We start from the raw sequence: 25,392 nt of genomic DNA, 5'->3' as shown, positions 1-25,392 counted from the left end.
CCCGCCGCGTTGCGGCGACCTCCCCCTCAAGGGGGAGGTGCTAGGGCTCACTTCTTCAGCGCCATCCCAAAACCCTTGCAGACAAACTGCGTGTCGAAGGCCTTCTTGTAGTCGATGTCGGCGTCGAAGAGCTTGATCTGCACCATCTCGTCGAAGAACTTCTTGTAGTGCGCCTCGGTGATGCAGCCGATGCCCTTGTCGAGGGCATCGCCGGATTCCACGATGCCATATTCCTTCATCTTGGCGATGGAATAAGCGATCTGGCCATCCGTCATATCGGGATTGTCCTTCTTGATCAGCTCGTTGGCCGCCTTGTTGTCGCCGTAGAGATAATTGTACCAGCCCTCGATCGAGGCATTGACGAAGCGTTGCACGAGATCGGGGTTCTTGTCGACCAGTGCTTTCTGCGCGGTGATCATCGTCGAATAGGGTGAATAGCCGGCGTCGGCAATCAGGAAGACTTTCGGCTTCCAGCCGGCTTGCTTCTCGATCTCATAGGGCTCGGAGGTTACGTAACCCTGCTGTGCGGACTGCTTGTCGGCGAGGAAGGGAGCGGGGCTGAAATTGTATGGCTTGAACTGTTCGTCCTTGAAGCCCGGGAAGTTTGCCTTCATCCACTCGAAATAGGTGATGTAGCCATCCTTGCTCAGAAAGAGCGTCGGCAGCTTGGCAAGATCCTCGAATTTTTCCACGCCGGCATCCGGATGGGCAATCAGCACCTGCGGATCTTTTTGGAAGATCGCCGCGACATCGACGATCGGAATGCCCTGCTTGACCGCGTCGATCTCCTGCTGCGGTCCGCCCATGTAGAAATCCAGCTTGCCGGAAATCAGCAAGGCCGAATTGGCGGCGTTGGGGCCACCCTGGACGATGGTGACATCGAGGCCGTATTTTTTGTAAGTGCCGTCGGCGATGGCCTGGTAGAAGCCGCCGTGCTCGGCCTGCGCAAGCCAGTTGGTGCCATAAGTGACTTTGTCGAGCGCATTTGCGGGCTCGGCCGCCATGATTGCGGCGGCGAGCCCGATGGCGGCGAGGAATGTTTTTGTCTTCAAGGCTTTATACATGGCTGACTGTTCCCTTTATCTGCCATGGGACGTCGTTGTTGGCGCCCATTTCCTGCATTTGAGCGGTTGCCTTGCTCTTTGAAAAGCATCAAAATTCGTGCGCATTGATGCCTTTTCGGCATCTGTTCCCGGGTCTGTGCCTAAATTGTGCGGCCTGGGCAAAAATTAAGCAATGGGAACTCGCATGCTGCACTCAAGACGGCTTCTCTATATCAATGAAATCGCCCGCTGCGGCTCGATCCGCAAGGCGGCGGCACGGCTGAACGTGGCCTCATCGGCGATCAACCGCCAGATCCTGGCGCTAGAGGAGGAAATGGGCGCCCCGCTCTTCGAACGCCTGCCGCGCGGCCTGCGGCTGACGGCGGCCGGCGAGCTCTGTATCGAGCACATCCGCGAGGTATTGAAGAATTACGAGCGGCTGGAGGGTCGCATCCGCAGTCTCAAGATGCAGCAGGCCGGCAAGGTCAGGATGGTCGCGACCGTCGGTCTTACGGGCGGTCCCTTGCCTGAGATCATCGCGCGCTTTCTCTCCGAACATCCAAGGGTCTTCATCCAGCTGCGCAACGATGCCGGCTCGACAACGATTGCGCCGGTGGTTTCGGGCGAGGTCGACATCGGGCTTGGCTTCAACATCCCGGCGACACCCGGCATCCGCTCGCTGGGCAATTTCGACATACCGATCGGCGTCGTGCTGCCGCCCGGTCACCCCTTGATCGGGCCGGGGCCGATCAACCTTGCCGACGTCGTCGAGGAGAGGCTGCTCCTGGCGCAGCCCGGCACCAGCCTTAGAGACGTCATCAACCTGACCCTCGCCCGTCTTGCCGTCCAGGTCGAGCCGGTTCTGGAGAGCAATGCTTCGGAGATGCTGAAGCAGATGGTCAAATGCGGGGCGGGGCTGACGCTGCTCAATCCGCTTGATGTCATCACCGAATGTCGGCGCGGCGAGCTGGTATTCCGGCCGATCGCCGAGCCACACTCACGGCCTCAGCCGATGAAGCTCTTCGCTCGCACGCGAGCACCGCTCGATGCCGCCACCAGCCTCTTCGTCGAATATTTGCTCGCGGAGTTGGCCGGGATCGTCGAGGAGCTGCAAGCGAAGGGGCATATCATCCCGCCCTCCGAGCGACGACGCGCGGACGCCTATTTCGAATAGAGGTTGGCAAGCGGATAGTCGCGCAGGTCGCGCAGCATCTCGATGAAGCCGGCGACCTCATGACGGCAGATCAGCGCGCCTTTTTCCGCCGTGCCGTTGGCGGCATTGCCGACGACGCCGTTCGGATTGAGGTCGTGCGCGATCCAGGCGAGCGAATGCGGCGGCAAAGGCTGCAGATATTTCGAATGTTCCTTCATCCACTCGGCCTTGGAGGCGAAATTCTGAGCCTTGTCCATCCGCACGAGCTCGGGCCGGAAATGGAGCATGAGCGAGGTTTCGACATCGCCGCCATGGATGCCGAAGCGCTGCTCATGGTCGTCGATCATGCCCTCAGGCGTGCCGAAGCGGGTCCATTGCGTGGCGACCACGGCCATTTGGTAGCGTACGCGTAGCTCGCGCGCGACGATGCCCATGATATCGAGGTTTCCGCCATGGGAGTTGACGATGACCATCTTGCGGATGCCGGCCTCGGCCACCTTGGCGCCGATGGCGGTCCAAACCGGGATCAGCAACTCTGCGCTCAGCGACAGCGTGCCGGGGCCGTAGACGTGTTCGTTGGCCTTGCCGATCTCCTGCAGCGGCAGGACGAGGAAATCGAGATCGTCCGGGCGCTGCACCTTCAGCTCAGTCAGCATGCCCTCAGCGATCGCGACATCCGTTGCGATCGGCAGATGTGGACCATGCTGTTCCGTCGAGGCGATCGGCAGGATCGCGATGGTGGTATCGGGCGAGAGACCGGCGAAATCATAGGTGTTGAGTTCATTCCAGTAAAAGGGCTTCGCCATTGCCATGTCCTCTCGTCAGCGTCTTGTCCTTAAACGGATACGGCAAGGATGATGACGGTGGAAAGCATCAATTTGCGGCCGTGCCGCTGCCTTTTTGCGTACGCGCAGGGCGGAGTCGTCAAACTGGCTCTTTGTCGCTCCGACGGTCGTCGGGCTTCGGTTTTATCGCTAGGGCCTGTGCAGGACGTGGGCCGCCTTCACCGCGGCAGATGCCCGGTTCTCGACGCCGAGCTTCACATAGATCTGTTCCAGATGCTTGTTCACCGTGCGGGCCGAAAGCCCGAGGATCTCGCCGATGTCGCGGTTCGACTTGCCCTTGGCGAGCCACAGCAGCACCTCGGACTCGCGCTGCGTCAGCGCAAAGCTCTGACGCAAGGTTTCATCGTCGGCGTTCTGATTGCTGGCCGTCAGGCGGAAGAGGTATTCGTCGGCCCCGATCGCGCCGAGGAAGGTGAACTGTAGGGCGGCCTGACGGCCATTGCTGATCGAAAGAAGATCGTCGCGTGCCGGGCCGAGCCGCTCGCGTTCGAGCATGAAGGCAGCAATATGTTTGGATGCCAGCTCCAGACCGTCGTCGCTGCCGGTAGCGGCGTTGATCAGGCGCGTTGCCTGCGGGGTCGACCAGTGGATGGCGCCATTACCCTTGACCGCCAGCAAGTGGCGTCCGGCGGCGTCGAGCGCCACTCTGGCGCTCTGGGCGGAGCGGGCATTGCGCAGATGCACGCGGATGCGGGCGCGCAGTTCGTCGACATTGATCGGCTTGGTCAGATAATCGACGCCGCCTGATTCCAGCGCATGCACCACATGCTCCGTCTCGGTGAGCCCGGTCATGAAGACGACGGGAATCTGGGCAATGCCCGCATTGGCCTTCAGCCGGCGGCAGGTCTCGAAACCATCCATGACAGGCATGACGGCATCGAGCAGGATGAGATCGGGCGTGATGCGTTCGACGATGTTGAGCGCCGCTAGTCCCGACGTGGCGATCAGTACGGAGAAGCCGGACTGCTCGAGCGCATCCGTCAGGAAGCCGAGCGCTTCGGGTGAATCGTCCACCAGCAAGACTATGTCGCGGGGATGGGTGGGCTCAGCCAATCTGTTCTACCTTTTCAGTGTCGAAGCTGCGCAGCACATTCAGGAATCCGTCGAGATCGAAAGCCTGGACATGAGCGCGCAAGGCGTCGGTGAAGGGCTTGTTCTCGTCGAGCCTGGCGAGATCCGCAAGCTTTGCCTCGATGCCCCTGACATAGCCGATCTCGCCAAGCCGTAGCAATTCGCGGACATGTTCGATGCCAGGGCTCTTCAGGGTTGGCGTCGGCTTCGGTGCGGCCGGGGCGGAGGCATCGGTATAGATCCATTTCAGCCCGAGATGCAGCGCAAGCTTGTCGCGGAGCTGGCGGATGTCGACCGGTTTGGAGATAGCGTCGTTGTGGCTATCGTCGCTGTCGGTCGCGGCGGCGGCATCGCCGATATTGGCCGACAGCATCAGGATCGGCGCCGCCTGGCCGTTTTCCCTGAGACGCGAAACGAGCTGCCAGCCGTTCATGCCCGGCATGGAGATATCGACCAGGAACAGATCCGGTTTTATGCCTTCGATCAGCGTCAGGCAGTCGGGGCCGCCGGCGGCGGTCAGCACGATGAAATCGAGCGGCGACAGGATCTCGCGCATCAGCTCGCGATGATCCTCATTGTCGTCGACGACGACGATGGTACGCCGCGGCCCCTCGTAGCCGACGATACGCTGTTCCTGTGCAGGTGGTTTCATCGGCCGGATCACGGCAGATAACATCAGGCGCACCTTGAAGGTCGAGCCTACATCCTTCTCGCTCGTAACTGAAATCTCGCCGCCGAGCGTATTGGTCAGCAATTGCGTGATGGTGAGGCCGAGGCCGAGGCCGGGCATCGGCCTGACGCTGTCGGCCTCGCCACGTTGGAAGGGCTCGTAGATGCGCGTGATATCCTTGGCCGCGATGCCGCGGCCGGTGTCCGAAACCGTGAATGTGGCGACCTGATTGCGGTAACCCACTTCGAAGCGAACGCTGCCGGCATCGGTGAACTTGATGGCGTTGGAGAGCAGGTTGACGAGGATCTGGCGCAGCCGCTTCTCGTCGGTACGGACATAATCGGGCAGGGCGGACGAGCGCTCATGGATGAAACTCAACCCTTTTGCCTGTGCCTGCGGGTGAAACATGTCGACGATCTGGTCGAGAAAATCCTGGATGTTGATCTCATTGGAATAGACCTGCAGGCGGCCGGCCTCGATCTTCGAAATATCGAGCAGCCCGTCGATCAGACCCGACAAATGCTCGGCGCTGCGGCGGATGACCTTCAGGGAGGATTGCCTGGGCGCCGGAATGGTCTCGTCGCGCTCCAGGATTTGCGCATAGCCAAGCACGGCATTGAGCGGCGTGCGCAATTCGTGGCTGAGGCCCACGACATAGCGGCTCTTGGCGCGGTTTGCCGCCTCGGCCGCCTCCTTGGCTCCCTGCAGGGCGGCGTCCGTCTTCTTGTGCGCGGCGATTTCCTTCAAGAGCAGCGTGTTCTGGCGCGACGATTCTTCCTCGGCGACCACCCGGCTGTCATGGGCAAGCACATAGAACCAACAGGCCACGCCCGCGATGACGGCAAAGACGAAGAAGACGATGAGGATCGTGCGATTGACGACGGATGCCGTCTCGGGAGAAGCGGCGCCAACCTGATGCGCGATCATTGCGAGGATGGCGCCGATGGCGATCAGTGCCATGGCGACGGCAATGCCATAGCGCCCGAGGCGTGTTGCGAGCTTGGCGACGATGCTTTCGGGCAGCAGGGTCTTTGCGACGGTGGCGACCTGCGTGTTGAGCCGTGCCTTCGGCTTGCACATGTCGTGGCAGCGGCTGTCGAGCGAACAGCACAGCGAGCAGATCGGTGCGGCATAGGCCGGGCACCAGGCCATGTCCTCCGGCTCGAACGGATGCTCGCAGACCGAGCAGGTTATGGTGCTGAGGTTCTTCCAGCTCTGCCGCGGCTTGCGGGCGAGATAGTATTTGCCCTTCGTGGCCCAGGCGATGGCAGGCGAGGCGATGAATGCGACGATCAGGGTGATATAGGGCGCAAGCGATGCCGCGATCGATCCGAAGGCGCCGAAATGGGCGGCAAGGGCGATGGTCGCCGAAAGCGCCATGGCGCCGAGGCCGACGGGATTGATGTCGTAGAGATGCGCGCGCTTGAATTCGATGCCTGATGGAGCCAGTCCCAGCGGCTTGTTGATAAAGAGATCGGCGGAAATGGTGCAAAGCCACGCCATGGCGATGATCGAGAAGATGCCGAGCGTTTCTTCAAGCAGCCGGTAGATGCCGAGCTCCATCAAAAGCAGCGCAATGGCGACATTGAAGACCAGCCAGATCACGCGGCCGGGATGGCTATGCGTCAGCCGCGAAAAGAAGTTCGACCAGGCAAGCGAGCCGGCATAGGCGTTCATGACGTTGATCTTCAGCTGCGAGATCATCACGAAGGCGGCCATCAAGAGCAGTGCCGCATTGTGCCAGGGGATCATGTAGCCGAAGGCGGTCAGGTACATCTGCGCGGGATCGGCGGCGCGATCGGCCGGCACGCCCGAGGTCAGCGTCAAGACGACGAGGAAGGAGCCGGCGAGCAGCTTTGGTGCGCCGATGATGACCCATCCGGGGCCGGCCAGGAAGACGGCCAGGCGGTGGCGCCATTTGCGATGGCCATCCGGCGGCAGGAAGCGCAGGAAATCGGCCTGCTCGCCGATCTGCGACATCAGCGCCAGGATGACGGCGGAGGCGGCACCGAATTCCACCAGATCGAAAGGGGCGGCACTGCCCGGCACGCTGGCAGTATGGTGAATGCCGGCAAAGGCACGCCAAAGATCGAACTTTCCCCAATCGGCAAAGGCGATGAAGACGAAGGGCAGGATGTTGAGCACGATCCAGAAGGGCTGCGTCAGCAGCTGGAACCGGCTGATGAGACGCACACCGTGCGTGACGAGCGGGATCACCATCACGGCGCTGATAATGTAGCCGATCCAAACGGGTATGCCGAGCGTCAGCTCCAGTGCTCCGGACATGATCGACGCTTCGATCGCAAACAGCATGAAGGTGAAGCTCGCATAGATCAGCGAGGTGATGGTCGAGCCGATATAGCCGAAGCTTGCGCCGCGCGTCAGGAGATCGATATCGACGCCGTGACGAATGGCATAGCGGCTGATCGGCAAGCCGACCGAAAGCATGACGATGCTCGCTACGATGATGGCGTAGAAGGCGTTCGTCGTGCCGTAGGAAAGCGTGATCGCGCCGCCGATTGCTTCCAGCGCCAGGAAGGAAATGGCGCCGATCGCTGTTTGCGAAATGCGCTGCGAGGAAAATTGCCGGGCGCTCTTGGCCGTGAAACGCAGGGCGTAGTCTTCCAGCGTCTGGTTCGCGACCCAGCGATTATACTCGCGCCTTACCGGAATGATGCGTTGCCGCGCAGCCATGCTTGCCCTTCGTCCGTCCTGCCATAATCAGTCTGGCAGTCCAGGGATGTCGTAACATGGATCGATATGGTGCTTAAGGGCATGAGAGTGCCCAAAGCTGCACATTTCGCCCCGGCGCCTACGTCATTTTACGTATGTGGTTTCCCAAGAGGCGGCCGGATAGTCGCTGAAGGCAACGGCCAATCCTTGTTTACCGGCCGTTGCGGCAGACAAAAAGAGGGGAACCACGGATGAAATTCAAGACTCTCGTCTCCGGCGCGTTGCTTGGCGCCATCATGTCCACGACAGCATTCCACGGCGCTTTCGCAGCCGATGACACCATCAAGGTCGGTGTCCTGCATTCGCTTTCCGGCACTATGGCGATCTCGGAAACGACGCTGAAGGATGCCATGCTGATGCTCATCGACGAGCAGAACAAGAAGGGCGGCGTTCTCGGCAAGAAGCTCGAGCCCGTCGTCGTCGACCCGGCTTCCGACTGGCCGCTCTTTGCAGAAAAGGCCCGCGAGCTGATCCAGAAGGACAAGGTCTCGGCTGTCTTCGGTTGCTGGACCTCGGTATCGCGCAAGTCGGTTCTGCCTGTCTTCAAGGAACTGAATTCTATCCTGTTCTATCCTGTTCAGTTCGAGGGTGAGGAGTCCGAGCGCAACGTCTTCTACACGGGCGCTGCTCCGAACCAGCAGGCGATCCCGGCCGTCGACTACCTGATGAAGAACGAAGGCGTGCAGCGCTGGGTGCTCGAAGGCACCGACTATGTCTATCCGCGCACGACCAACAAGATCCTCGAAGCCTATTTGAAGTCCAAGGGCGTCAAGGACGAAGACATCATCATCAACTACACGCCGTTTGGCTTCTCCGACTGGCAGACGGAAGTCTCCAAGATCAAGGCCTTCGGTGCAGCCGGCAAGAAGACCGCCGTCGTCTCCACCATCAACGGCGATGCCAACGTTCCCTTCTACAAGGAACTGGGCAACCAGGGCGTCAAGGCCGAGGATATTCCGGTCGTCGCCTTCTCGGTCGGTGAAGAAGAGCTTGCCGGCGTCGACACCAAGCCTCTGGTCGGACATCTCGCAGCCTGGAACTACTTCCAGTCGGTCGATACGCCCGCCAACGCCGCCTTCATCAAGGAATGGCACGCCTACACCAAGAACGACAAGCGCGTCACCAACGACCCGATGGAAGCCGCCTATATCGGCTTCAACATGTGGGTGAAGGCCGTCGAGAAGGCCGGCACCACCGATCCGGACAAGGTCATCGACGCACTCGTGGGTGTCAGCGTTCCGAATCTCACCGGCGGTACCGCCACCATGATGCCGAACCACTACATCACCAAGCCCGTGCTGATCGGTGAAGTGCAGGAAAACGGCCAGTTCGATGTGGTTTCGCAGACCCCTGCCGTGGTCGGCAAGGAATGGTCCGACTATCTGCCTGACAGCAAGGATCTGATCTCGGATTGGCGCATGCCGATGAACTGCGGCAACTTCAACGTTTCCACCGGCAAGTGCGGCGGCAAGGGCTCCTGATATCAGCCGACGCAAGACCGCCGCGGGCAGGCTTTTCTGCCCGCGGCAGCTTGAGGGGACTAGTGCAATGTTCGACAAATTCGTTTACCGCATGGCCTTGGCGCTGGTCGCCGGCTTCTGTCTGGTGCTGGCGTTGACCGCGACGACCCTGCGCGCCCAGGAGGATGCTCACGGCCTCATCAACTCCCTCGGCCAGGCGAATTTCCAGAAGGCCGGCGATATCGTCCAAAGTCTTGCGAAGACAGGCGATCCGAAGGTGGTGCCGGCATTGCAGGCCTTTTCCGACGGTGATCTTTATATAAGAAAATCGGACAATCAGGTGTTCATCGCCAAATCCTCCGGCGACATGATGGATCTGGTGGATCCCTTGACCGGACAGGCGGCCGGCCAGGAAGCCAAGGACAATCTCGGCAAGATCAAGATCAACAACAATCTGCGCCGTGCCGTTCGCGCGGCTCTCGGCAGTCTGACGCTGATGAGCCCGGATCGCGCGACGCGGCTGGAGGCCGCGCAATCCATTCTGAAGGCGCCGAGCGCGGATTCGCTGGAAGCCGTCGAGACCGCGCTGCGGAGCGAGAAGGACGGAGAAATTCGCGGCGTGCTTGAAAGAGCAAGGGCCGTTGCGATCCTTGGCTCGGATCGCCCTGTGGAAGACAAGAAGGCTGCAATCGAGACGATCAAGAATGAAGGCGGGCGGGATGCGATCGGCATTCTGTCTTCGGTTTCCGTAGACGATAGTCTCAAGCCGGACGTCGCAGCCGCCATTGCCGGCATTCAGGAACAGCTGAAGGTCTGGGATGCGGTTCAGAATGTCTGGTACGGCCTGTCGCTCGGCTCGGTGCTGCTCCTGGCCGCCATCGGCCTTGCCATCACCTTCGGCGTCATGGGCATCATCAATATGGCGCATGGCGAGATGGTGATGCTCGGCGCCTATTCCACCTTCATGGTACAGAGCGTCATTCGCACGTCCTACCCCGAGCTCTTTGACTGGTCACTGGCCATCGCCCTTCCGGTCGCCTTCATCGTCACCGGCGCCGTCGGCCTCGTCATCGAGCGCGGCGTCATCCGTTTTCTCTACGGCCGGCCGCTGGAGACGCTGCTTGCCACCTGGGGCATTTCGCTGATCCTGCAGCAGGCGGTGCGCTCGATCTTCGGGCCGACCAATCAGGAGGTCGGCAATCCCTCATGGATGTCGGGTTCCTTCGATCTCGGCTATCTCTCCATCACCTGGAACCGGCTCTGGATCATCGTCTTTGCGCTCGGTGTGTTTGTTGCGCTCCTGCTTCTTTTGAAGCGCTCGGCCTTCGGCCTGCAGATGCGCGCGGTGACGCAGAACCGACGCATGGCATCTTCGATGGGGATCCGAACGTCCTGGGTCGACGCCTTCACTTTTGCGCTTGGTTCCGGCATCGCCGGCATGGCAGGCGTCGCGCTCTCGCAGATCGACAACGTCTCGCCGAATCTCGGCCAAGGCTACATCATCGACAGTTTCATGGTCGTGGTGTTCGGCGGCGTCGGCAATCTCTGGGGGACGCTCGTCGGTGCCTTCTCGCTCGGCATTCTGAACAAGTTCCTCGAGCCCTATGCGGGGGCGGTGCTCGGCAAGATCCTTGTCCTCGTCCTCATCATCCTCTTCATCCAGAAACGTCCGCGCGGCCTCTTCGCGCTCAAAGGAAGGGCGGTGGAAGCATGATCACGGCCTTTATCCTTCGCTCGCTCGACCGCCGCATCAGCATCGCTATCGCGATCCTGCTTGCTGTCGCGGCGCTAGTGCCGCTGTCGAACCTGGCTCTGCCGGAAACGAGCGCGTTGCATGTGCCCACCTATCTCATGTCGCTGTTCGGCAAGTACCTGACCTATGCGCTTCTGGCTCTGGCGCTCGATCTCGTCTGGGGCTATTGCGGAATTCTCTCTCTCGGCCACGGCGCCTTCTTCGCGCTCGGCGGCTATGCGATGGGCATGTATCTGATGCGGCAGATCGGCTCGCGCGGCACCTACGGCAATCCCATCCTGCCCGACTTCATGGTCTTCCTGAACTGGAAGGATCTGCCATGGTTCTGGTACGGATTCGATCATTTTTGGTTTGCCATGCTCATGGTGCTCGTCGCGCCTGGTCTGCTTGCCTTCGTCTTCGGCTGGTTTGCCTTCCGCTCGCGCGTCAACGGCGTCTATCTGTCGATCATCACGCAGGCGATGACATATGCTCTGCTGCTTGCCTTCTTCCGCAATGACATGGGTTTCGGCGGCAATAATGGCCTGACCGATTTCAAGGATATTCTCGGCTTCAACATTCAGGCCGATGGCACCCGCGCCGTGCTTTTTGCCGTGACGGCGGTGTTCCTTGCGCTCGCCCTGATGCTGTCCTCGGCCATCGTACGCTCGAAGTACGGCAAGGTGCTGGTCGGCGTGCGCGATGCCGAAAGCCGCACGCGTTTTCTCGGCTATCGCGTCGAGCATATGAAGCTCTTCGTCTTCGTCGTCTCGGCGATGATGGCTGGCATTGCCGGCGCCCTCTATGTGCCGCAGATCGGTATCATCAATCCCGGTGAGTTCGCGCCGGCCAATTCGATCGAAGTCGTCATCTGGACGGCCGTCGGCGGGAGAGCGACCCTGATCGGCCCGATCATCGGCGCTATCCTCGTCAATGGCGGCAAGACCATCTTCACCGGCCTGTTTCCCGATTTCTGGCTGTTTGCCCTTGGCGGTCTGTTCGTGGCGGTGACGCTGTTCCTGCCAAAGGGCATCGTCGGCACCATCGCGCAATATCTCGGCAAGAAACGCCGGCCTGCAAGCCCACCACCGAAGGCTGCGAAGGATGACGGCCAGCAATCCGTGCAGGCTGCGGAGTAGGATCATGATCCCGGACATCAAACCCAACAGCATGCTCTATCTCAACAATGTCTCCGTCTCGTTCGATGGCTTCAAGGCCTTGAACTCGCTGTCGATCGTCATCGAGCCGGGCGAGCTTCGCGCCATAATCGGCCCGAACGGAGCCGGCAAGACCACGATGATGGATATCATTACCGGCAAGACGCGGCCCGACGAGGGCGAGGTGTTCTTCAATGGCCAGATCGACCTGACGAAGAAGGATGAGGCCGATATCGCCCAGCTTGGCATCGGCCGCAAATTCCAGAAGCCGACGGTCTTCGAAAGCCATACGGTCTGGGACAATCTCGAACTGGCGCTCAACCGCAGTCGCGGCGTCTTCGCGACGCTCCTCTACCGGCTGACGCCTGCCGACCGCGATCGTATCGAGGAGATTTTGGAGACCGTTCGGCTATCGCATCGGCGCGACGAGCTGGCGGCGAACCTTTCGCATGGCCAGAAGCAATGGCTGGAGATCGGCATGCTGCTCGCCCAGGAGCCGAAGCTCTTACTGGTCGACGAACCGGTTGCGGGCATGACGGATGCGGAGACGGCCGAAACGGCGGTGCTGCTGAAAGAGATCGCCAAGACACGCTCGGTCGTCGTTGTCGAACATGACATGGGCTTTATCCGCGATCTCGGCGTCAAGGTCACATGCCTGGCTGAAGGGGCGGTGCTGGCGGAAGGGTCGATCGATTTCGTCAGCAGCGATCCGAAGGTGATCGAGAATTATCTGGGGCGGTGAGATGCTGACAGTCGAAAACGCAAATCTGCATTATGGCGCCGCGCAGGCGCTGCGCGGCATCTCCGTCAAGGCGGAGATGGGCAAGATCACCTGCGTCCTCGGGCGCAACGGCGTCGGCAAGAGCTCGCTCTTGCGCGCCGTCACCGGACAGCATGCACTGTCGGCGGGTACCGTGACCTTCAATGGTGTAACGCTGAACGGCATGGCGCCGTTTTCGCGCGCCAAACAGGGGATCGGCTATGTGCCGCAGGGCCGCGAGATCTTTCCGCTGTTGACGGTGAAGGAAAATCTCGAGACGGGCTATGCACCGCTTCCCCGCCGCGACCGCAGCATTCCCGATGATATCTACAGCCTGTTTCCCGTGCTGAAATCCATGCTGTCGCGCCGCGGCGGCGATCTCTCAGGCGGCCAGCAACAGCAGCTGGCGATCGGCCGGGCGATGGTGACGCGGCCGAAGATCCTGGTTCTGGACGAACCGACCGAGGGCATCCAGCCGTCGATCATCAAGGATATCGGTCGGGCGATCCGCTATCTCAGGGATTCGACCGGCATGGCGATCCTGCTGGTCGAACAATATCTCGATTTCTGCCGCGAGCTTGCCGACTACGTCTACATCATGGATCGCGGTGAGATCGTGCATGAAGGGTTGGCGGAGACGCTGGATACGCCGGAGGCCCGCCGGCATCTGACCGTTTGAGCGGGGAATGGTGCTTGCAGCCGGGGTTCGGGAGTTACAGGCTAGCGTGGCGGTAGTTTCGGGATACGCCGGAAATTGTCTCGATCAGATACGTCGGTAGCTTTGACCCCACGATTTCGCCGAGGGGCCGCGTGGAATATTCCGTATCTGCTTCCCCGGAAGCGACCCTCACGTATTTGTGACAGTTTCCAGAATTCCTGGGATATCTTTGCGACAAATCGCGACTAAAGTGTCGGCAGTCATTCTATCTCTTGAAGGCGCCCCGACTTTTGAAAGAGAATCCCATGCAGCGACGTAAAAACATATCGGTCGAAGAACTCCCGGAAAATACAGCACTTGCGATATATGAGCTAATCGGCGGCACGTTCCGCAACTATTCCGAGATCCTTTACATTCGCGTACCGGATGTGACCGATGACGGCAAGTCCATGGGTGGCATCGAAATTACCATTCGCAAGACGACCTCTGCTGCATCACTGCAATGAGTGCGGCTGAACACAGGTAACAACATCCTTCTCAGGTGGAATCTGGGCGCGGGTTCGCGGTGGTGTAATAGTCATGCACAACTGATCTTCCATCGCATTGCCAATACACAGTGATCGATGAATGGTATGATCATTAACCTGTGATCGTGCCGCATGAGTATCGATGTTTTTGCGATGATGAACACGATCAGGATTGAGTAGATGGTGGTACGCTAAACCATATATTGCAACACGGTTTCGTGAATAGTCGTGTCGAGACCGATTGACACACTTTGATGATTTCTTGGCAAAACCATGCAACAAAATTGGAGTAATCCTGCTGACGGCATTGATCAAACGGGATTTAAAGCAGTGATCATCGGCTTGATATCGAGTTGTCAGATATACAAGAAGTACGATTCAAACAGAGATCGTGATAGCTCTACACTTACTATTTATCCGTCCATTTCATGTGATGCTGATACGAGAATAACGGCAGAGATCGCCGAGACCAACCAAGACATGCTCACCAATCCGTTTCATGCAGGTAGCGGCTTTTGTGCAGATCGATCGGATCTTCGCGAGAATATGTTCATTCAGCGGGAGCGATGAAAAACGTGAATCGCGGTCGATCCCGTCAGACTTGACGGTGGTTCCCTGAGGCGACGGGATGGTCGCGAATTCGCGCCGAGCTGTGCCGCCGGGAAACGGCCTTCCCGCTCCCTTCTTCCCTTCAGATTTAGATCCGTACGCAACGAGGGTTATATGAAACGACATCTAACACGGGCCGTGGTTTCGGGATTCGTGGTCACATTGTTGGCGGGCTGCAACCAGCAGCCGGCAGCACAGAATGGCGGCAGAACGGTGAAATCCGAGGTCAGTGCGATGGCATTGCATCCGCAATCGGTCGCCATCACCGCCGATCTCCCCGGCCGCATCAGCGCCAATCTCGTTGCCGAGGTGCGACCGCAGGTCGGTGGCATTATTCGCAGCCGCAATTTCAAGGAAGGCAGCGAGGTTCGGGCGGGGGACGTGCTCTACGAGATCGATCCGGCCTCCTTCCAGGCCTCCTACGATAGTGCGGTTGCCGCTCTGCAGAAAGCTGAAGGCGCGGTGCCCAATGCCCAGGCCCGGCTGGATCGCTACAAGGGCCTGAGCGCACAGAACGCCGTCAGCCAGCAAAATGCCGATGACGCGCAGGCGACACTCGTTCAGGCGCGAGCGGATGTGGCCTCCGCCAAGGCGGCATTGGAGACGGCGCGGATCAACCTTGATTATACAAAGATCCGGGCGCCGATTTCCGGGCGTGTCGATGCATCGACGGTGACGGTCGGCGCCCTCGTCACTGCCGAGCAGACCACGGCGCTGACCACCATTCGCCAGCTCGACCCGATCAATGTCGATGTCACGCAGTCGAGCACAAACCTTCTGAGATTCAGGCGTGCAGTGGAGGAGGGGCGCCTGAAGACAAGCGGCGACAATGTTTCGGTCCGTCTGACGCTGGAGGATGGAACCCAGTACAAGGAAAGCGGCACGTTGGAATTTGCCGAGGCGGCAGTAGCCGAGACGGTCGGAACGCTCAATGTCCGCGCCACCTTCCCCAATCCAGGGCGGGTTCTGCTGCCGGGCATGTATGTGCGCGCCACCATCCAGGAAGGCGTCGCCGAAAACAGCTTCCTGGTGCCGCAGCGTGCCGTAACCCGCAATACGAAAGGCGAACCGATCGCCTTCTTCGTGAGTGCGGACGGCAAAATCCAGCAGCGTGTTCTGACTGTTCAGCGCAGCATCGGTAACAGCTGGCTCGTCGGCAATGGGATAGAGGAGGGGGATCGCGTCGTTGTCGAAGGGATCCAGCGTGTCCGTGACGGCCAAGAGGTGAATGTCGCGCTGGTGACGGTCGATGATGCCAGCGGAAATCTCGAACAGGCGTCGGCGACGGGTGCATCCCAATCCGCTCAACTGAGCAAGGCCAACGGCGCCGACAAAGGCGCGGTCACCGGTTCGACGAATTGAGGGTAAAACATGTCTCGTTTCTTCATTGACCGGCCGATCTTTGCCTGGGTAATCGCCATCGTCATCATGCTGGCGGGCGCACTTTCGATCCTCACGCTGTCGGTCGCGCAATATCCGCAGATCGCACCGACGACGGTGCGTATCACCGCCACCTATTCCGGCGCTGATGCGGCAACCGTCGAAAACTCGGTGACCAAGGTCATCGAGCAGGGCATGACCGGCATCGACAATCTCGACTATATGACCTCGACCTCGACAGCGACGGGTCAGGCCTCGATTTCGCTCACCTTCACCAACAAGGCCAATCCCGACGTTGCGCAGATGCAGGTGCAGAACAAGCTGCAGCTCGTCACCGCGCAATTGCCGCAAGTTGTTCAGAACACCGGTATCACCGTCTCGAAATCGACCAGCAGCTTCTTCCTGGTTGCGGCGTTTGTGTCGACGGATCGCAAGCTTATGCCGACCGACCTTGCGGACTATGTCGACAGCACCCTCAATGATACTTTGAAGCGCGTTCCGGGCGTTGGTGATACCACGCTCTTCGGCGCGCGCTATGCCATGCGCATCTGGGTCGATCCCAACAAGCTCGTCAAATATCAGCTGATGACATCGGATGTCGTCTCCGCCATCCAGGCGCAGAACGTACAGGTCTCATCTGGCCAATTGGGCGGCCTTCCGCAACTTGGTGGTCAGCAACTCAATGCGACCGTCACGGCCGGCAGCCGGTTCCAGACGCCGGAGGAATTCGAAAACATCATCCTCAAAAGCCAGCCTGACGGCTCCCTGGTGCGCGTCAATGATGTCGCCACCGTGCAATTGGGTGCCGACAGCTACGTCACCTCGGGCGTCTATAACGGCATGCCCGCCGCCGGCCTCGGCATCAGTCTTGCGACCGACGCAAATGCCATCGATACAGCGGCGAGGGTCGTGTCGACGATCGATAGCTTGCGCAGCACGCTGCCGCCGAATGTCGAAGTCGTCTATCCCTATGACACGACGCCCTTCGTGAAGCTGTCGATCGAGGATGTGGTCAAGACGCTGTTCGAAGCCATCGTGCTCGTCTTCATCGTCATGTTCGTCTTCCTGCAGAACATCCGCGCCACACTGATCCCGACACTCGCCGTCCCGGTCGTGCTGCTTGGCACCTTCGGCGTACTCTCGCTGTTCGGATACTCGATCAATACATTGACCATGTTCGGCATGGTGCTTGCCATTGGTCTATTGGTCGACGACGCCATCGTCGTCGTCGAAAACGTCGAGCGTGTGATGGAGGAAGAAGGGTTGTCGCCGCGCGAGGCGACGATCAAGTCGATGCAGGAAATCACTGGCGCGCTGATCGGCATTGCCACGGTGCTGTCGGCCGTGTTCATCCCGATGGCCTTCTTCTCAGGCTCCGTCGGCGTCATCTACCGGCAGTTCTCGGTGACGATCGTTTCGGCGATGGTACTCTCCGTCATCGTCGCCCTCATCCTGACGCCGGCCCTTTGCGCTACGATCCTGAAGAAACCGGAGCATGGAGCGCGGGAACGCGGCCTGTTCGGCTGGTTTAATCGCAACTTCGAACGGGGAACGCGCGGCTATCAGCGAACCATCCATGGCATGATCCGCCGCGGTGCCGTATTCCTGGTGATATTCGTCCTGATTGGCGTCGGTGTCGGTTATCTTTTCAACCGCCTGCCGAGTTCCTTTCTTCCGGAAGAGGATCAGGGACGCCTTCTGACCAGCATTCAGCTGCCTCCTGGTGCTACGGCCCAACGCACGCGGAAGGTGCTCGATCAGGTCATCGCTTATTATCTCAACAATGAGAAGGACTATGTGGACGGCGTGTTCGGCAGCGTCGGCTTCAATTTCAGCGGTCAGGGCCAGAATGTTGCCGTTGCCTTCATCGACCTCAAAGACTTCGATCAGCGCCGGACCCCGCAATCCTCTGCCCAGGCGATCGCCCGGCGCGCGATGGCGGCCTTTTCCAAGATCAAGGACGGCAATGTTTTTGCACTGGCACCGCCGGCAATCCCCGGCTTTGGCAACAATAGCGGCTTCGACTTCTTCATCAAGGATATCAACGGCTCCGGCCACGCCGCGTTGATCGGTGCCCGCAACCAATTCTTGGGCGCAGCGTCCGGCAGCACGAAGCTGAGCGGAACACGTCCAAATGGACTGGACGACACGCCGCAATATTCGATCCATATCGATCAGGAAAAGGCCCGCGCCTTGAACATCGATCTGGCTGACATCAATGCAACCCTGTCGACCGCATGGGGTGGCACCTACGTCAACGACTTCGTCGATCGTGGCCGTGTGAAGAGAGTCTATGTACAGGCCGACAGCAAGTTCCGTATGCAGCCGGAAGACTTCGATCGCTGGTATGTGCGCAACTCCGGCGGCGACATGGTGCCCTTCTCGGCCTTTGCCTCAGGTATCTGGACCTATGGTTCGCCGCGTCTGGAGCGCTATAACGGCTCGTCCGCCGTCGAAATCCAGGGGGCAGCAGCGCCGGGGGTCTCCTCCGGTGACGCCATGAACGAGATCGACAAGATCATGGCGACCCTGCCGCCAGGCTTCAGCCATGAATGGACCAGCCTGTCCGCCCAGGAAAAGCTCTCCGGCAACCAGGCAAGCCAGCTCTACGCCATCTCCATCCTGGTCGTCTTCCTGGCACTCGCAGCCCTTTATGAAAGCTGGTCGATCCCGCTCGCCGTCATGCTGTCGGTGCCGATCGGCATCTTCGGTGCGCTCTTGGCCGCAACCCTGTTCGGACAGTCGAACGACGTCTACTTCAAGGTCGGTCTCTTGACGACTATCGGCCTGGCGGCGAAAAACGCCATCCTGATCGTCGAATTCGCCATCGAGCAGCAGAACCAGGGCAAGAACCTGATCGATGCCACGCTCGAAGCATCCCGCCAGCGTCTGCGGCCGATCCTGATGACTTCGCTTGCCTTCATCCTCGGCGTTCTGCCGCTGGCGATCGCCAATGGGGCCGGTTCCGGCAGCCAGAACTCGATCGGTATCGGCGTCATGGGCGGCATGATCTCGGCAACCGTGCTTGGCGTCTTCTTCATCCCGCTGCTCTTCGTCTCCGTCCGTCGTGTCTTCAAAGGCAGGAGAGTGATCGACACGACGAGAGGGGAGCTGGACGTTGCTGGTGCGACGCCGGATTCGTCACCATGACGACTGCACGCAGGCCCGGCAGCAATGCCGGGCCTGCGGAAAGAGGGATTCCGGCTATTGCGTCCTCTCACTGTCGATGCGCTGTCCGCTTTCATCGAAGAGATGGACCGCGTTATGAGCCGGAGCGATACGCAACATATCGCCGGGTGCGGCCCTGATCCGCTCGCGGAAAACGCAAGTGATCGTCTGCGCACCGAGGCGGGCGATGACCATGGTCTCGGATCCCGTCGGTTCGACGACGACGGTTTCCACTTCGATGCCGTCATCGACCAGCTTGATGTCCTCGGGGCGAATGCCATAGGTGACGGCTGTTGGCGGGCTTCGTTCGCTCGGCAGGATAAGTCCGTCCGTGGTGCGGAAGCCTTCGTTCGTCATGCTGCCCTTGATGAAATTCATGGCGGGGGAGCCGATGAAGCCCGCAACGAAGAGATTGGCCGGCCGGTCGTAGAGATCGAGCGGCGATCCCGACTGCTCGATCAAGCCATCCTTCATGACGACGATCTTGTCGGCCATGGTCATCGCCTCGATCTGGTCGTGCGTGACATAGATGGTGGTGGTCTGCAGCCGCTGGTGCATTTCCTTGATCTCGGACCGCATCTGCACACGCAGCTTCGCATCGAGGTTCGACAGGGGTTCATCAAAGAGAAAGACGGCGGGATCACGCACGATCGCGCGGCCCATGGCAACGCGCTGCCTCTGCCCGCCCGACAATTGCTTCGGATAGCGCTCGAGAAGATTTTCGAGGCCGAGGATCTTTGCGGCGTTACCGACCCGCTGGTCGATTTCCGCCTTCGGCATCCGCTTCAGCCGCAGGGAAAAGCCCATGTTCTTGGCGACCGTCATATGCGGATAGAGCGCATAGTTCTGGAAGACCATGGCGATGTCACGGTCCTTCGGCGCCAGCTCGTTGACGATATGCTTGCCGATCTGGATATCGCCCGACGTGATCCCCTCAAGGCCGGCGATCATTCTGAGCAGGGTGGATTTTCCGCAGCCCGAAGGGCCGACGAGCACGACGAACTCGCCGTCGCGAATATCCACCGACACGCCCTTGATGGCTTTGAATGCGCCATAGTCCTTGCGCGCGTTGTTCACTCTGACATGTGCCATTTCCGTCCTCCCAAGGCTGCGTCAAAGCGTGTCCAAGACATTTCGAAGATAGGCAAGGCCGAGGATCTCGCCCTCCTTCCGTTGGGCGAGATCCTTGCCCGGCCAGCCGAAAGCTGCATCCTCGTGTTCGATTGAAAGCGTGCCGTCAAAGCCATTGGTGCGCGCCTGACGCAGGAAGCGCGGCCAATCGAGAAGGCCCTGTCCCGGCAGCTTGTATTGCCACCAGCCCTTGCGGTGATAGCCGAGGGCTTGCTGCGCGGTCGCATCGATTGCCGTGTCCTTGCCGTGAAGGATAGCGATGCGATCCTTCACGGCGTCCATCGCGACATAGGGATCGACGCCGATGCGGATGAGATGGGAAGGGTCGAATTCCAGACCGAAGCGTCTGTCGGGAATGCGTTTGAAGAGCTCCTCCCAGTCCCGCGGCGTGGTGCCGATGAAACTGTCCTTCGGGCCTGGCCAGTTCTCGATCGCGAAGATCAGGCCGCTCGATGTCGTCCTTTCGATCAGCCGGTTGGCGAAGTCGGCGAAATCATCATAGTTGGTCTCCTCGTCTGCGTTGTCGTCGCGGCCGGGAAAGATCACGAAGATTGGTACGCCTGCTTCGCCGATCGCTTCGGCGAATTCCCCGGTGAGGGCTCGAAGCTCGCCGCGCCTGGCGCGATCGGCATCGAGCTGATTGCCGAAAAAGGCAATAGAGGAGACGAAGAGACCGTGATCGCGGGCAAGGGAGACGGCGGCCCGCACCTTGTCGGGTGTCTTGATATGGCCGCGGACATCGATTTCGATCGCATCGAAGCCGGCGGAGGCGGCGAAATCAACGACCTCCTCGAATGGCCTGTCGTTGAATGTCGACGTATAAAAGCCGATCCTCATCAAAATCCTCTCTGCAGCCGTAACGGCCAATTCAGTTGTTCATGCTCAGTTGTTCAGGCGATCCATGAATTTGAGTGGCGAACGCGTACGTTGGACCTCGTCGGAAGAGGCGAGCATGAGTGCCGCCGCCATCGGCATTGCGGCGGCGCCGATTGCACAGGCGTCTTCGCCGAGTGAGGCGCGATGAATGGATGGTAGGGTCATGTCGTCGGTATCGAGGTGTTCGTGGACATAGCGCAGCAGCTCATCGATCATGCGGATGGGCAAGCGGCCGCCGAGGATGATGGCATCGGGATCGACGATCATGCCGATGTGCTTGACCGCGACGGCGAGATGCGCGCTCATGCCTTTCAGCCATTGGGAGACCAGCTTCCTGCCGCGGGCATCCAGGGTGAGGAGGTCGGAGGGCACGCTTGCCTTGATGCCGTGCTCGCCCAGGAACTTGTAGAGGAAGAAGAGCGAGAATATTTCGCCGAAAAGCTCGACTTTCTGGGCCGCCTTGTCGCGAGGGTCGGCAATCGGCAGCCAGCCGATCTCGCCGCTGAGGCCCATGGCGCCGCGATGGCCGTTGCCGTCGAGCACAAGGCCGCCTCCGGGGCAGGCATTGATCGCGATATAGAAGAAGCTGCGGCTTTCCGCGCCGAGCCCGTAATCGAGTTCCGCAAGTGCTGCCGCATTGGTTTCGTTCTCGATGAAGACAGGGTGTGGCGAGAGGTTCTCCAGTGCGGCGCGCACGTCGAAATCCATCCATTCCCCATAATTGTCAGGCTTGCCCATGAAGGCGATCTCGCCTAGCCAGTCGGGCATGGCAAGGCCGATGCCTGCCAGATGCGCGTCGTCGATCAGGCGGCTTCGCTGGAAATGCGATATCGCGTCGGCGGTCAATTGCATGAATTCGCCCGGAAGGATGTAGCGTTTCTCGTGGTGCACGCGAGCACGCACGTTGCCGACCGCATCGACGGCAAGGATCGTCAGGTGATCGCGATCGATATTGATGCCGATGGCGAAGAAAGCATCCGGATTGATTTCGAGCTCGATTGCCGGCTGTCCCCTGAGGCCGTGACGCCGGCGGGCCTCGATAATCAGGCCCTCGTCGAGCAGGCGATCGACGATCCGGGCAATCGCCGGCTTGGTGAAGCCCGTCTGGCGAGCGATTTCCGCCCGTGAGATCGGCGCTTGCCGATGGATGCGGCGCAGAACCACGGCCCTGTTATATTCGCCTGCATCTTCGACATTGGCTCCCGTCAGATCGGGAGAGAGTTTGGCGCCGGTTGTTTGGTTCATGGTCGGGATCCTCTATCAGCCACGGGCATGTAACCGCCTCAACCCTTCACGGAGCCGCTGGTCATGGAGCCAAGGATCAGCCGCTGCAGCGACAGGAACGCCACGATCGCCGGTACGACGGAGATGAGGCAGGCGGCCGCCAGCAGCTGGATGGACGAGTCGGTTTGCATGCCACGGAAGTTAAAGATCCCGACGCCGATCGGCATCAAATTGTTTTGAGTCAGTAGCAGAAAAGGCACCAGGAATTGCGACCAGCCGGCAATCACGGTGATGATGAAGACGGAGGCGATACCCGGTGCCGACAGCGGCAGGACAATTCGCCAGAAGACCGAGAAGCGGTTGCATCCGTCGATCATCGCCGCTTCGTCGAGGCTGCGCGGAATGCCGTCCACCGTGCTCTTCAACAGCCATGTCGCGAGCGGCACGCCAAGCGCGATATAGACCATCGTCACGGCGAAATGCGTATCGAGCAGGCCGAGGCGGTTCATGTAGCGGTAGAGCGGCACCATGATGACCAGCGGCGAGATCATCTGGAAGAGCAGAAGTCCCATCATCGACAGGCCCTTGCCCCGGAACTGGAAGCGCGAGAAGGCGTAGGCCGCGGGCATGGCGACGATCAGAACGCCGAAGCCACTGAGCGCCGCAAGCTTCAGACCATTCCAGAGATAGAGCGGGAAATAGCTGTTGTTGAGCACGGCGATGAAATTGTCGATGGTTGGATTGTGCGGGATATAGCGCGCGACGCCACGATAGATCTCGCGCTTGTCGCGCAGCGCCATCGACAGGAGATAGGTCAGCGGGCCGGCGAAGAAGACGAACATCGCCAGCATGAAGACATAGCTCAGGAAATCGCCGAAGCGTGTGCCGGTGCGCCTGCTCATTGCTCTTCCTCCTTCGGCAGGAACGACGCATAGACGACGGCCAGTCCGAGGCTGATGATCAGCATCAGCACGGAAAGCACGCTTCCGCCCGACAGGTCGTAATTGCGGAAGACGATGTTAAAGACATAGAGCGATATGACCTCGGTCGCCCGCCCAGGCCCGCCGCCCGTCAAGGTGATGATCGCGTCGAAGGTATTGAGCGTCATGATCGTGATGAGGATCATGTTGACGAGGATCGCGGCGCGCAGCTGCGGGATGGTGATGAAGAAGAACTGTTGCGAGCCCGTCGCGCCATCGACCTCGGCCGCCTCATAGAGCGAGGGGTCGATGGATTTGAGCGCGGCATACATGACGACCATCGAAAAGGCCGTTCCGCGCCAGATGTTCGAAATCAGGGCCGACCACGGCGCGATCGCGGGATCGGAAAGCCAGGCGACGACAGGCAGGTGCATCAGCCGTAGGATGCTATTCAGCGCACCATAGGGCGCCTCCGAAAACAGCATCTGCCAGATGATCCCGCCGGCAATTCCCGGCACGACCCAAGCAATCAGCGCCGTGGTTCTCAGGATCGTCGTGCCGAACAATCCGCGTTTTTCGCCACGAACGACAACGACCGCGACGGCAAGGCCAAGAATCTGTTGCCCGATGACGCTGCCGCCGACGAAGACGAGGGTTGCCCAGAGGATGTCGGGAAGCTGCGCCGAACTCAACATGTTGGCGATCGAGCTGAGCGTATAGTCCTGATTATCACCGATCAGCGTCGCATTGGTGAAGGACAGACGGAAGACGTCGATCACCGGATAGAGATAGAAGATGCCGATGACGATGATCACGGGCATGATCCAGGGCAGAGGTGCGCCGGCAAAGCGGCGCATGAACGATCTGCTGTGAGGCCGACTGGCGGCCTCGATGGCAATTGGGGTCATTGGGCTTCTCTGTCCGGGTTTGACACTACCGGCGGCGCCCGCAAGGGGCGCTGCCGCGATCACAATCGTTAGAGACGCTTGTAAGCCTCCATCGTCGCCTTGAATGCTGCGTTCAAGGCCTCTTCTGGCTGCTTGGTTCCTGACAGGACGTCACCCATCATGATCTGGATCTGGTTGGAGATTTCCGGATAGATCGGGGCGCCCGGACGGGCCTGGCCGTTGGCGAGCGCCTGCGCGAAGGTCTTGTTGGCTTCGGTCGCAAAGACCTCATACTTGTCGAAGAGCGACTTGCGCGTCGGCAATTGCTGCTGCAGCGCGTTGCCCGGCCCCATATAGATGTCGCGGGCAAGGTTTGCGCACATCTCGACCTTGTCCTTGTCCTTGCTGAAGGAAGCGATCGTCCAGCCGCCGGTGCCGGTGGAGCGCTGATCGGCCGTCGGGCCGGGGATCGGCGAGAAGGTCCAGTTGGCGAACTCGTCCGCATCCAGTGTTGCCTTCAATTGCGCAAGCTGCCAGTTGCCGCCGATGAAGAGCGCCGTGGTTCCTGCGGCCGCAGCAGCATTCAGGTCGTCATAGTTGCCGATGGTGGTCACACGCTTGGGCGCGGCGCCGGAATCGACAAGATCCTTGTAATAAGTGAGCGCCTTGAGGAATTTTTCCTTGTTTTCACCTTCGCCGAAGACGGGCTTGCCGCTATCGTCGACGAGCTTGCCGCCGAGCGCCCAATAATTGGCGAGCCAGTCGAAGGTCGAGCCCTCGTAGCGGCCGGCGTTGAAGAGGATGCCTTCCATCCCTTCCTTGACGGAAGCGATACCAGCCTTCTTCAGATCGTCCCAGGTCTGCGGCGCATCGGGAACGATGGACTTGTTGCGGTAGAGCACGCGAAGATCGGTATCCCACCACCAGGCGCGGATGGTCTGGTCCTTGTCGGTAATGCCGTTGCGAATGAAGGGGAAGAGGTCGGCGACCTCGTCCTTCGAGAAATAGGGCGTGAAGTCGGCAAGCACATGGTTGACCATGAACTGCGACAAGACGAAGGAGTCGACGGCGGCGCAATCCGGAGCGTTGCCGGCCTTGGCCTGTTCAAGCATTTTCGCCTGTTCCGTGCCGATGTCAGCCGACATGAACTGCATCTGCAGCTTCCAGTCGGGATGTTTCTTGATGAAGTCGACGAAGAGCTTCTGATAGCCCTGTGCGATCGCCGGATCGGCATTGTTCTGACTATCGTTCGTGAGCCGGACAGTGAGTGTTTTCGGCGCGTCGGCAAGGCCGATCCTGTCCTTTGTCGCCAGTTCTTGGGCAAATGCGGCAGGCACTGAAAACAACATTGTGCTCAGCGCTAGCGCGCTGACGAACGCTCTCTTCAT

19 protein-coding genes are annotated in these 25,392 nt (G+C 60.0%); 9 read left to right on the top strand and 10 right to left on the bottom strand.

Annotation, left to right across the window (positions count from 1 at the left end):
• Nucleotides 1–47: 47 nt before the first annotated feature.
• Nucleotides 48–1,064 (bottom strand): ABC transporter substrate-binding protein, encoded by a 1,017-nt coding sequence (locus GA0061100_RS23010; protein WP_075855048.1) that lies wholly within the window; start codon nucleotides 1,062–1,064, stop codon nucleotides 48–50.
• Between the two features lie 184 nt (nucleotides 1,065–1,248).
• Here GA0061100_RS23010 and GA0061100_RS23005 point away from each other — a divergent pair, with 184 nt between their 5' ends.
• Nucleotides 1,249–2,217 carry a LysR family transcriptional regulator gene (locus tag GA0061100_RS23005; RefSeq protein ID WP_075855047.1) on the top strand — a complete coding sequence of 323 codons (969 nt, stop codon included), beginning with the start codon at nucleotides 1,249–1,251 and terminating at the stop codon, nucleotides 2,215–2,217.
• On the opposite strand, the gene GA0061100_RS23000 is transcribed toward GA0061100_RS23005, so the two are convergent.
• From GA0061100_RS23000 to GA0061100_RS22990, 3 genes are all read right to left on the bottom strand, one after another.
• The gene (locus GA0061100_RS23000) at nucleotides 2,205–3,002 is read right to left on the bottom strand and encodes a creatininase family protein (RefSeq protein ID WP_075855137.1); all 798 of its coding nucleotides are present in this window, start codon (nucleotides 3,000–3,002) and stop codon (nucleotides 2,205–2,207) included. The two genes, GA0061100_RS23005 and GA0061100_RS23000, sit on opposite strands and share 13 nt — an antisense overlap.
• Before the next feature lie 168 nt (nucleotides 3,003–3,170).
• A complete protein-coding gene (locus GA0061100_RS22995) occupies nucleotides 3,171–4,094 on the bottom strand; it encodes a response regulator (RefSeq protein ID WP_075855046.1) in 924 nt (307 codons plus the stop codon).
• A complete protein-coding gene (locus GA0061100_RS22990; RefSeq protein ID WP_075855045.1) occupies nucleotides 4,087–7,476 on the bottom strand; it encodes a hybrid sensor histidine kinase/response regulator in 3,390 nt (1,129 codons plus the stop codon). The genes GA0061100_RS22995 and GA0061100_RS22990 overlap by 8 nt, the downstream gene beginning before the upstream one ends.
• 230 nt (nucleotides 7,477–7,706) lie before the next feature.
• Between GA0061100_RS22990 and urtA the strand changes: the two genes are divergently transcribed.
• The 8 genes from urtA to GA0061100_RS22950 all read left to right on the top strand — a co-directional run bounded on the left by urtA (nucleotide 7,707) and on the right by GA0061100_RS22950 (nucleotide 18,948).
• Nucleotides 7,707–8,996, top strand: coding sequence for an urea ABC transporter substrate-binding protein (gene urtA / locus GA0061100_RS22985; protein WP_075855044.1), 1,290 nt, complete (start codon nucleotides 7,707–7,709; stop codon nucleotides 8,994–8,996).
• A gap of 67 nt (nucleotides 8,997–9,063) precedes the next feature.
• Complete coding sequence (gene urtB / locus GA0061100_RS22980; protein ID WP_083961428.1) at nucleotides 9,064–10,689, top strand: urea ABC transporter permease subunit UrtB; 1,626 nt, start codon at nucleotides 9,064–9,066, stop codon at nucleotides 10,687–10,689.
• Entirely contained in the window at nucleotides 10,686–11,846 is a 1,161-nt protein-coding gene (gene urtC, locus GA0061100_RS22975; protein ID WP_075855043.1) for an urea ABC transporter permease subunit UrtC, read from the top strand. The genes urtB and urtC overlap by 4 nt, the downstream gene beginning before the upstream one ends.
• Nucleotides 11,847–11,850: 4 nt before the next feature.
• Entirely contained in the window at nucleotides 11,851–12,606 is a 756-nt protein-coding gene (gene urtD / locus GA0061100_RS22970; protein ID WP_075855042.1) for an urea ABC transporter ATP-binding protein UrtD, read from the top strand.
• Between the two features lies 1 nt (nucleotide 12,607).
• Nucleotides 12,608–13,303 carry an urea ABC transporter ATP-binding subunit UrtE gene (gene urtE / locus GA0061100_RS22965; protein WP_075855041.1) on the top strand — a complete coding sequence of 232 codons (696 nt, stop codon included), beginning with the start codon at nucleotides 12,608–12,610 and terminating at the stop codon, nucleotides 13,301–13,303.
• Nucleotides 13,304–13,587: 284 nt separating this feature from the next.
• Entirely contained in the window at nucleotides 13,588–13,788 is a 201-nt protein-coding gene (locus GA0061100_RS22960) for a hypothetical protein (protein WP_075855040.1), read from the top strand.
• A gap of 744 nt (nucleotides 13,789–14,532) precedes the next feature.
• Nucleotides 14,533–15,780 carry an efflux RND transporter periplasmic adaptor subunit gene (locus GA0061100_RS22955; protein WP_075855039.1) on the top strand — a complete coding sequence of 416 codons (1,248 nt, stop codon included), beginning with the start codon at nucleotides 14,533–14,535 and terminating at the stop codon, nucleotides 15,778–15,780.
• 9 nt (nucleotides 15,781–15,789) lie between these two features.
• Complete coding sequence (locus GA0061100_RS22950; protein ID WP_075855038.1) at nucleotides 15,790–18,948, top strand: efflux RND transporter permease subunit; 3,159 nt, start codon at nucleotides 15,790–15,792, stop codon at nucleotides 18,946–18,948.
• Between the two features lie 54 nt (nucleotides 18,949–19,002).
• Here the strand turns inward: GA0061100_RS22950 and GA0061100_RS22945 are convergent, their stop codons facing one another.
• The 6 genes from GA0061100_RS22945 to GA0061100_RS22920 all read right to left on the bottom strand — a co-directional run bounded on the left by GA0061100_RS22945 (nucleotide 19,003) and on the right by GA0061100_RS22920 (nucleotide 25,392).
• Nucleotides 19,003–20,058 carry an ABC transporter ATP-binding protein gene (locus GA0061100_RS22945; protein ID WP_075855037.1) on the bottom strand — a complete coding sequence of 352 codons (1,056 nt, stop codon included), beginning with the start codon at nucleotides 20,056–20,058 and terminating at the stop codon, nucleotides 19,003–19,005.
• A gap of 21 nt (nucleotides 20,059–20,079) precedes the next feature.
• Nucleotides 20,080–20,934, bottom strand: coding sequence for a sugar phosphate isomerase/epimerase family protein (locus tag GA0061100_RS22940; RefSeq protein ID WP_075855036.1), 855 nt, complete (start codon nucleotides 20,932–20,934; stop codon nucleotides 20,080–20,082).
• 45 nt (nucleotides 20,935–20,979) lie between these two features.
• The gene (locus GA0061100_RS22935; protein ID WP_075855035.1) at nucleotides 20,980–22,218 is read right to left on the bottom strand and encodes an ROK family transcriptional regulator; all 1,239 of its coding nucleotides are present in this window, start codon (nucleotides 22,216–22,218) and stop codon (nucleotides 20,980–20,982) included.
• A 38-nt stretch (nucleotides 22,219–22,256) separates the two neighbouring features.
• Nucleotides 22,257–23,099: a carbohydrate ABC transporter permease gene (locus GA0061100_RS22930; protein ID WP_075855034.1), complete on the bottom strand. Its 843-nt coding sequence runs from the start codon at nucleotides 23,097–23,099 to the stop codon at nucleotides 22,257–22,259.
• Nucleotides 23,096–24,025, bottom strand: a complete 930-nt coding sequence (locus GA0061100_RS22925) for a carbohydrate ABC transporter permease (protein ID WP_075855033.1) — start codon at nucleotides 24,023–24,025, stop codon at nucleotides 23,096–23,098. Before GA0061100_RS22925 ends, GA0061100_RS22930 begins: the two co-directional genes overlap by 4 nt.
• A gap of 68 nt (nucleotides 24,026–24,093) precedes the next feature.
• A complete protein-coding gene (locus tag GA0061100_RS22920; RefSeq protein ID WP_075855032.1) occupies nucleotides 24,094–25,392 on the bottom strand; it encodes a type 2 periplasmic-binding domain-containing protein in 1,299 nt (432 codons plus the stop codon).

The sequence above is a fragment of the Martinezella hainanensis genome (genome assembly GCF_900094555.1).
Classification (GTDB): domain Bacteria; phylum Pseudomonadota; class Alphaproteobacteria; order Rhizobiales; family Rhizobiaceae; genus Rhizobium; species Rhizobium hainanense.
Note: the sequence above shows the minus strand (reverse complement) of the source record. Positions and strands in the feature narration are given on the sequence as shown.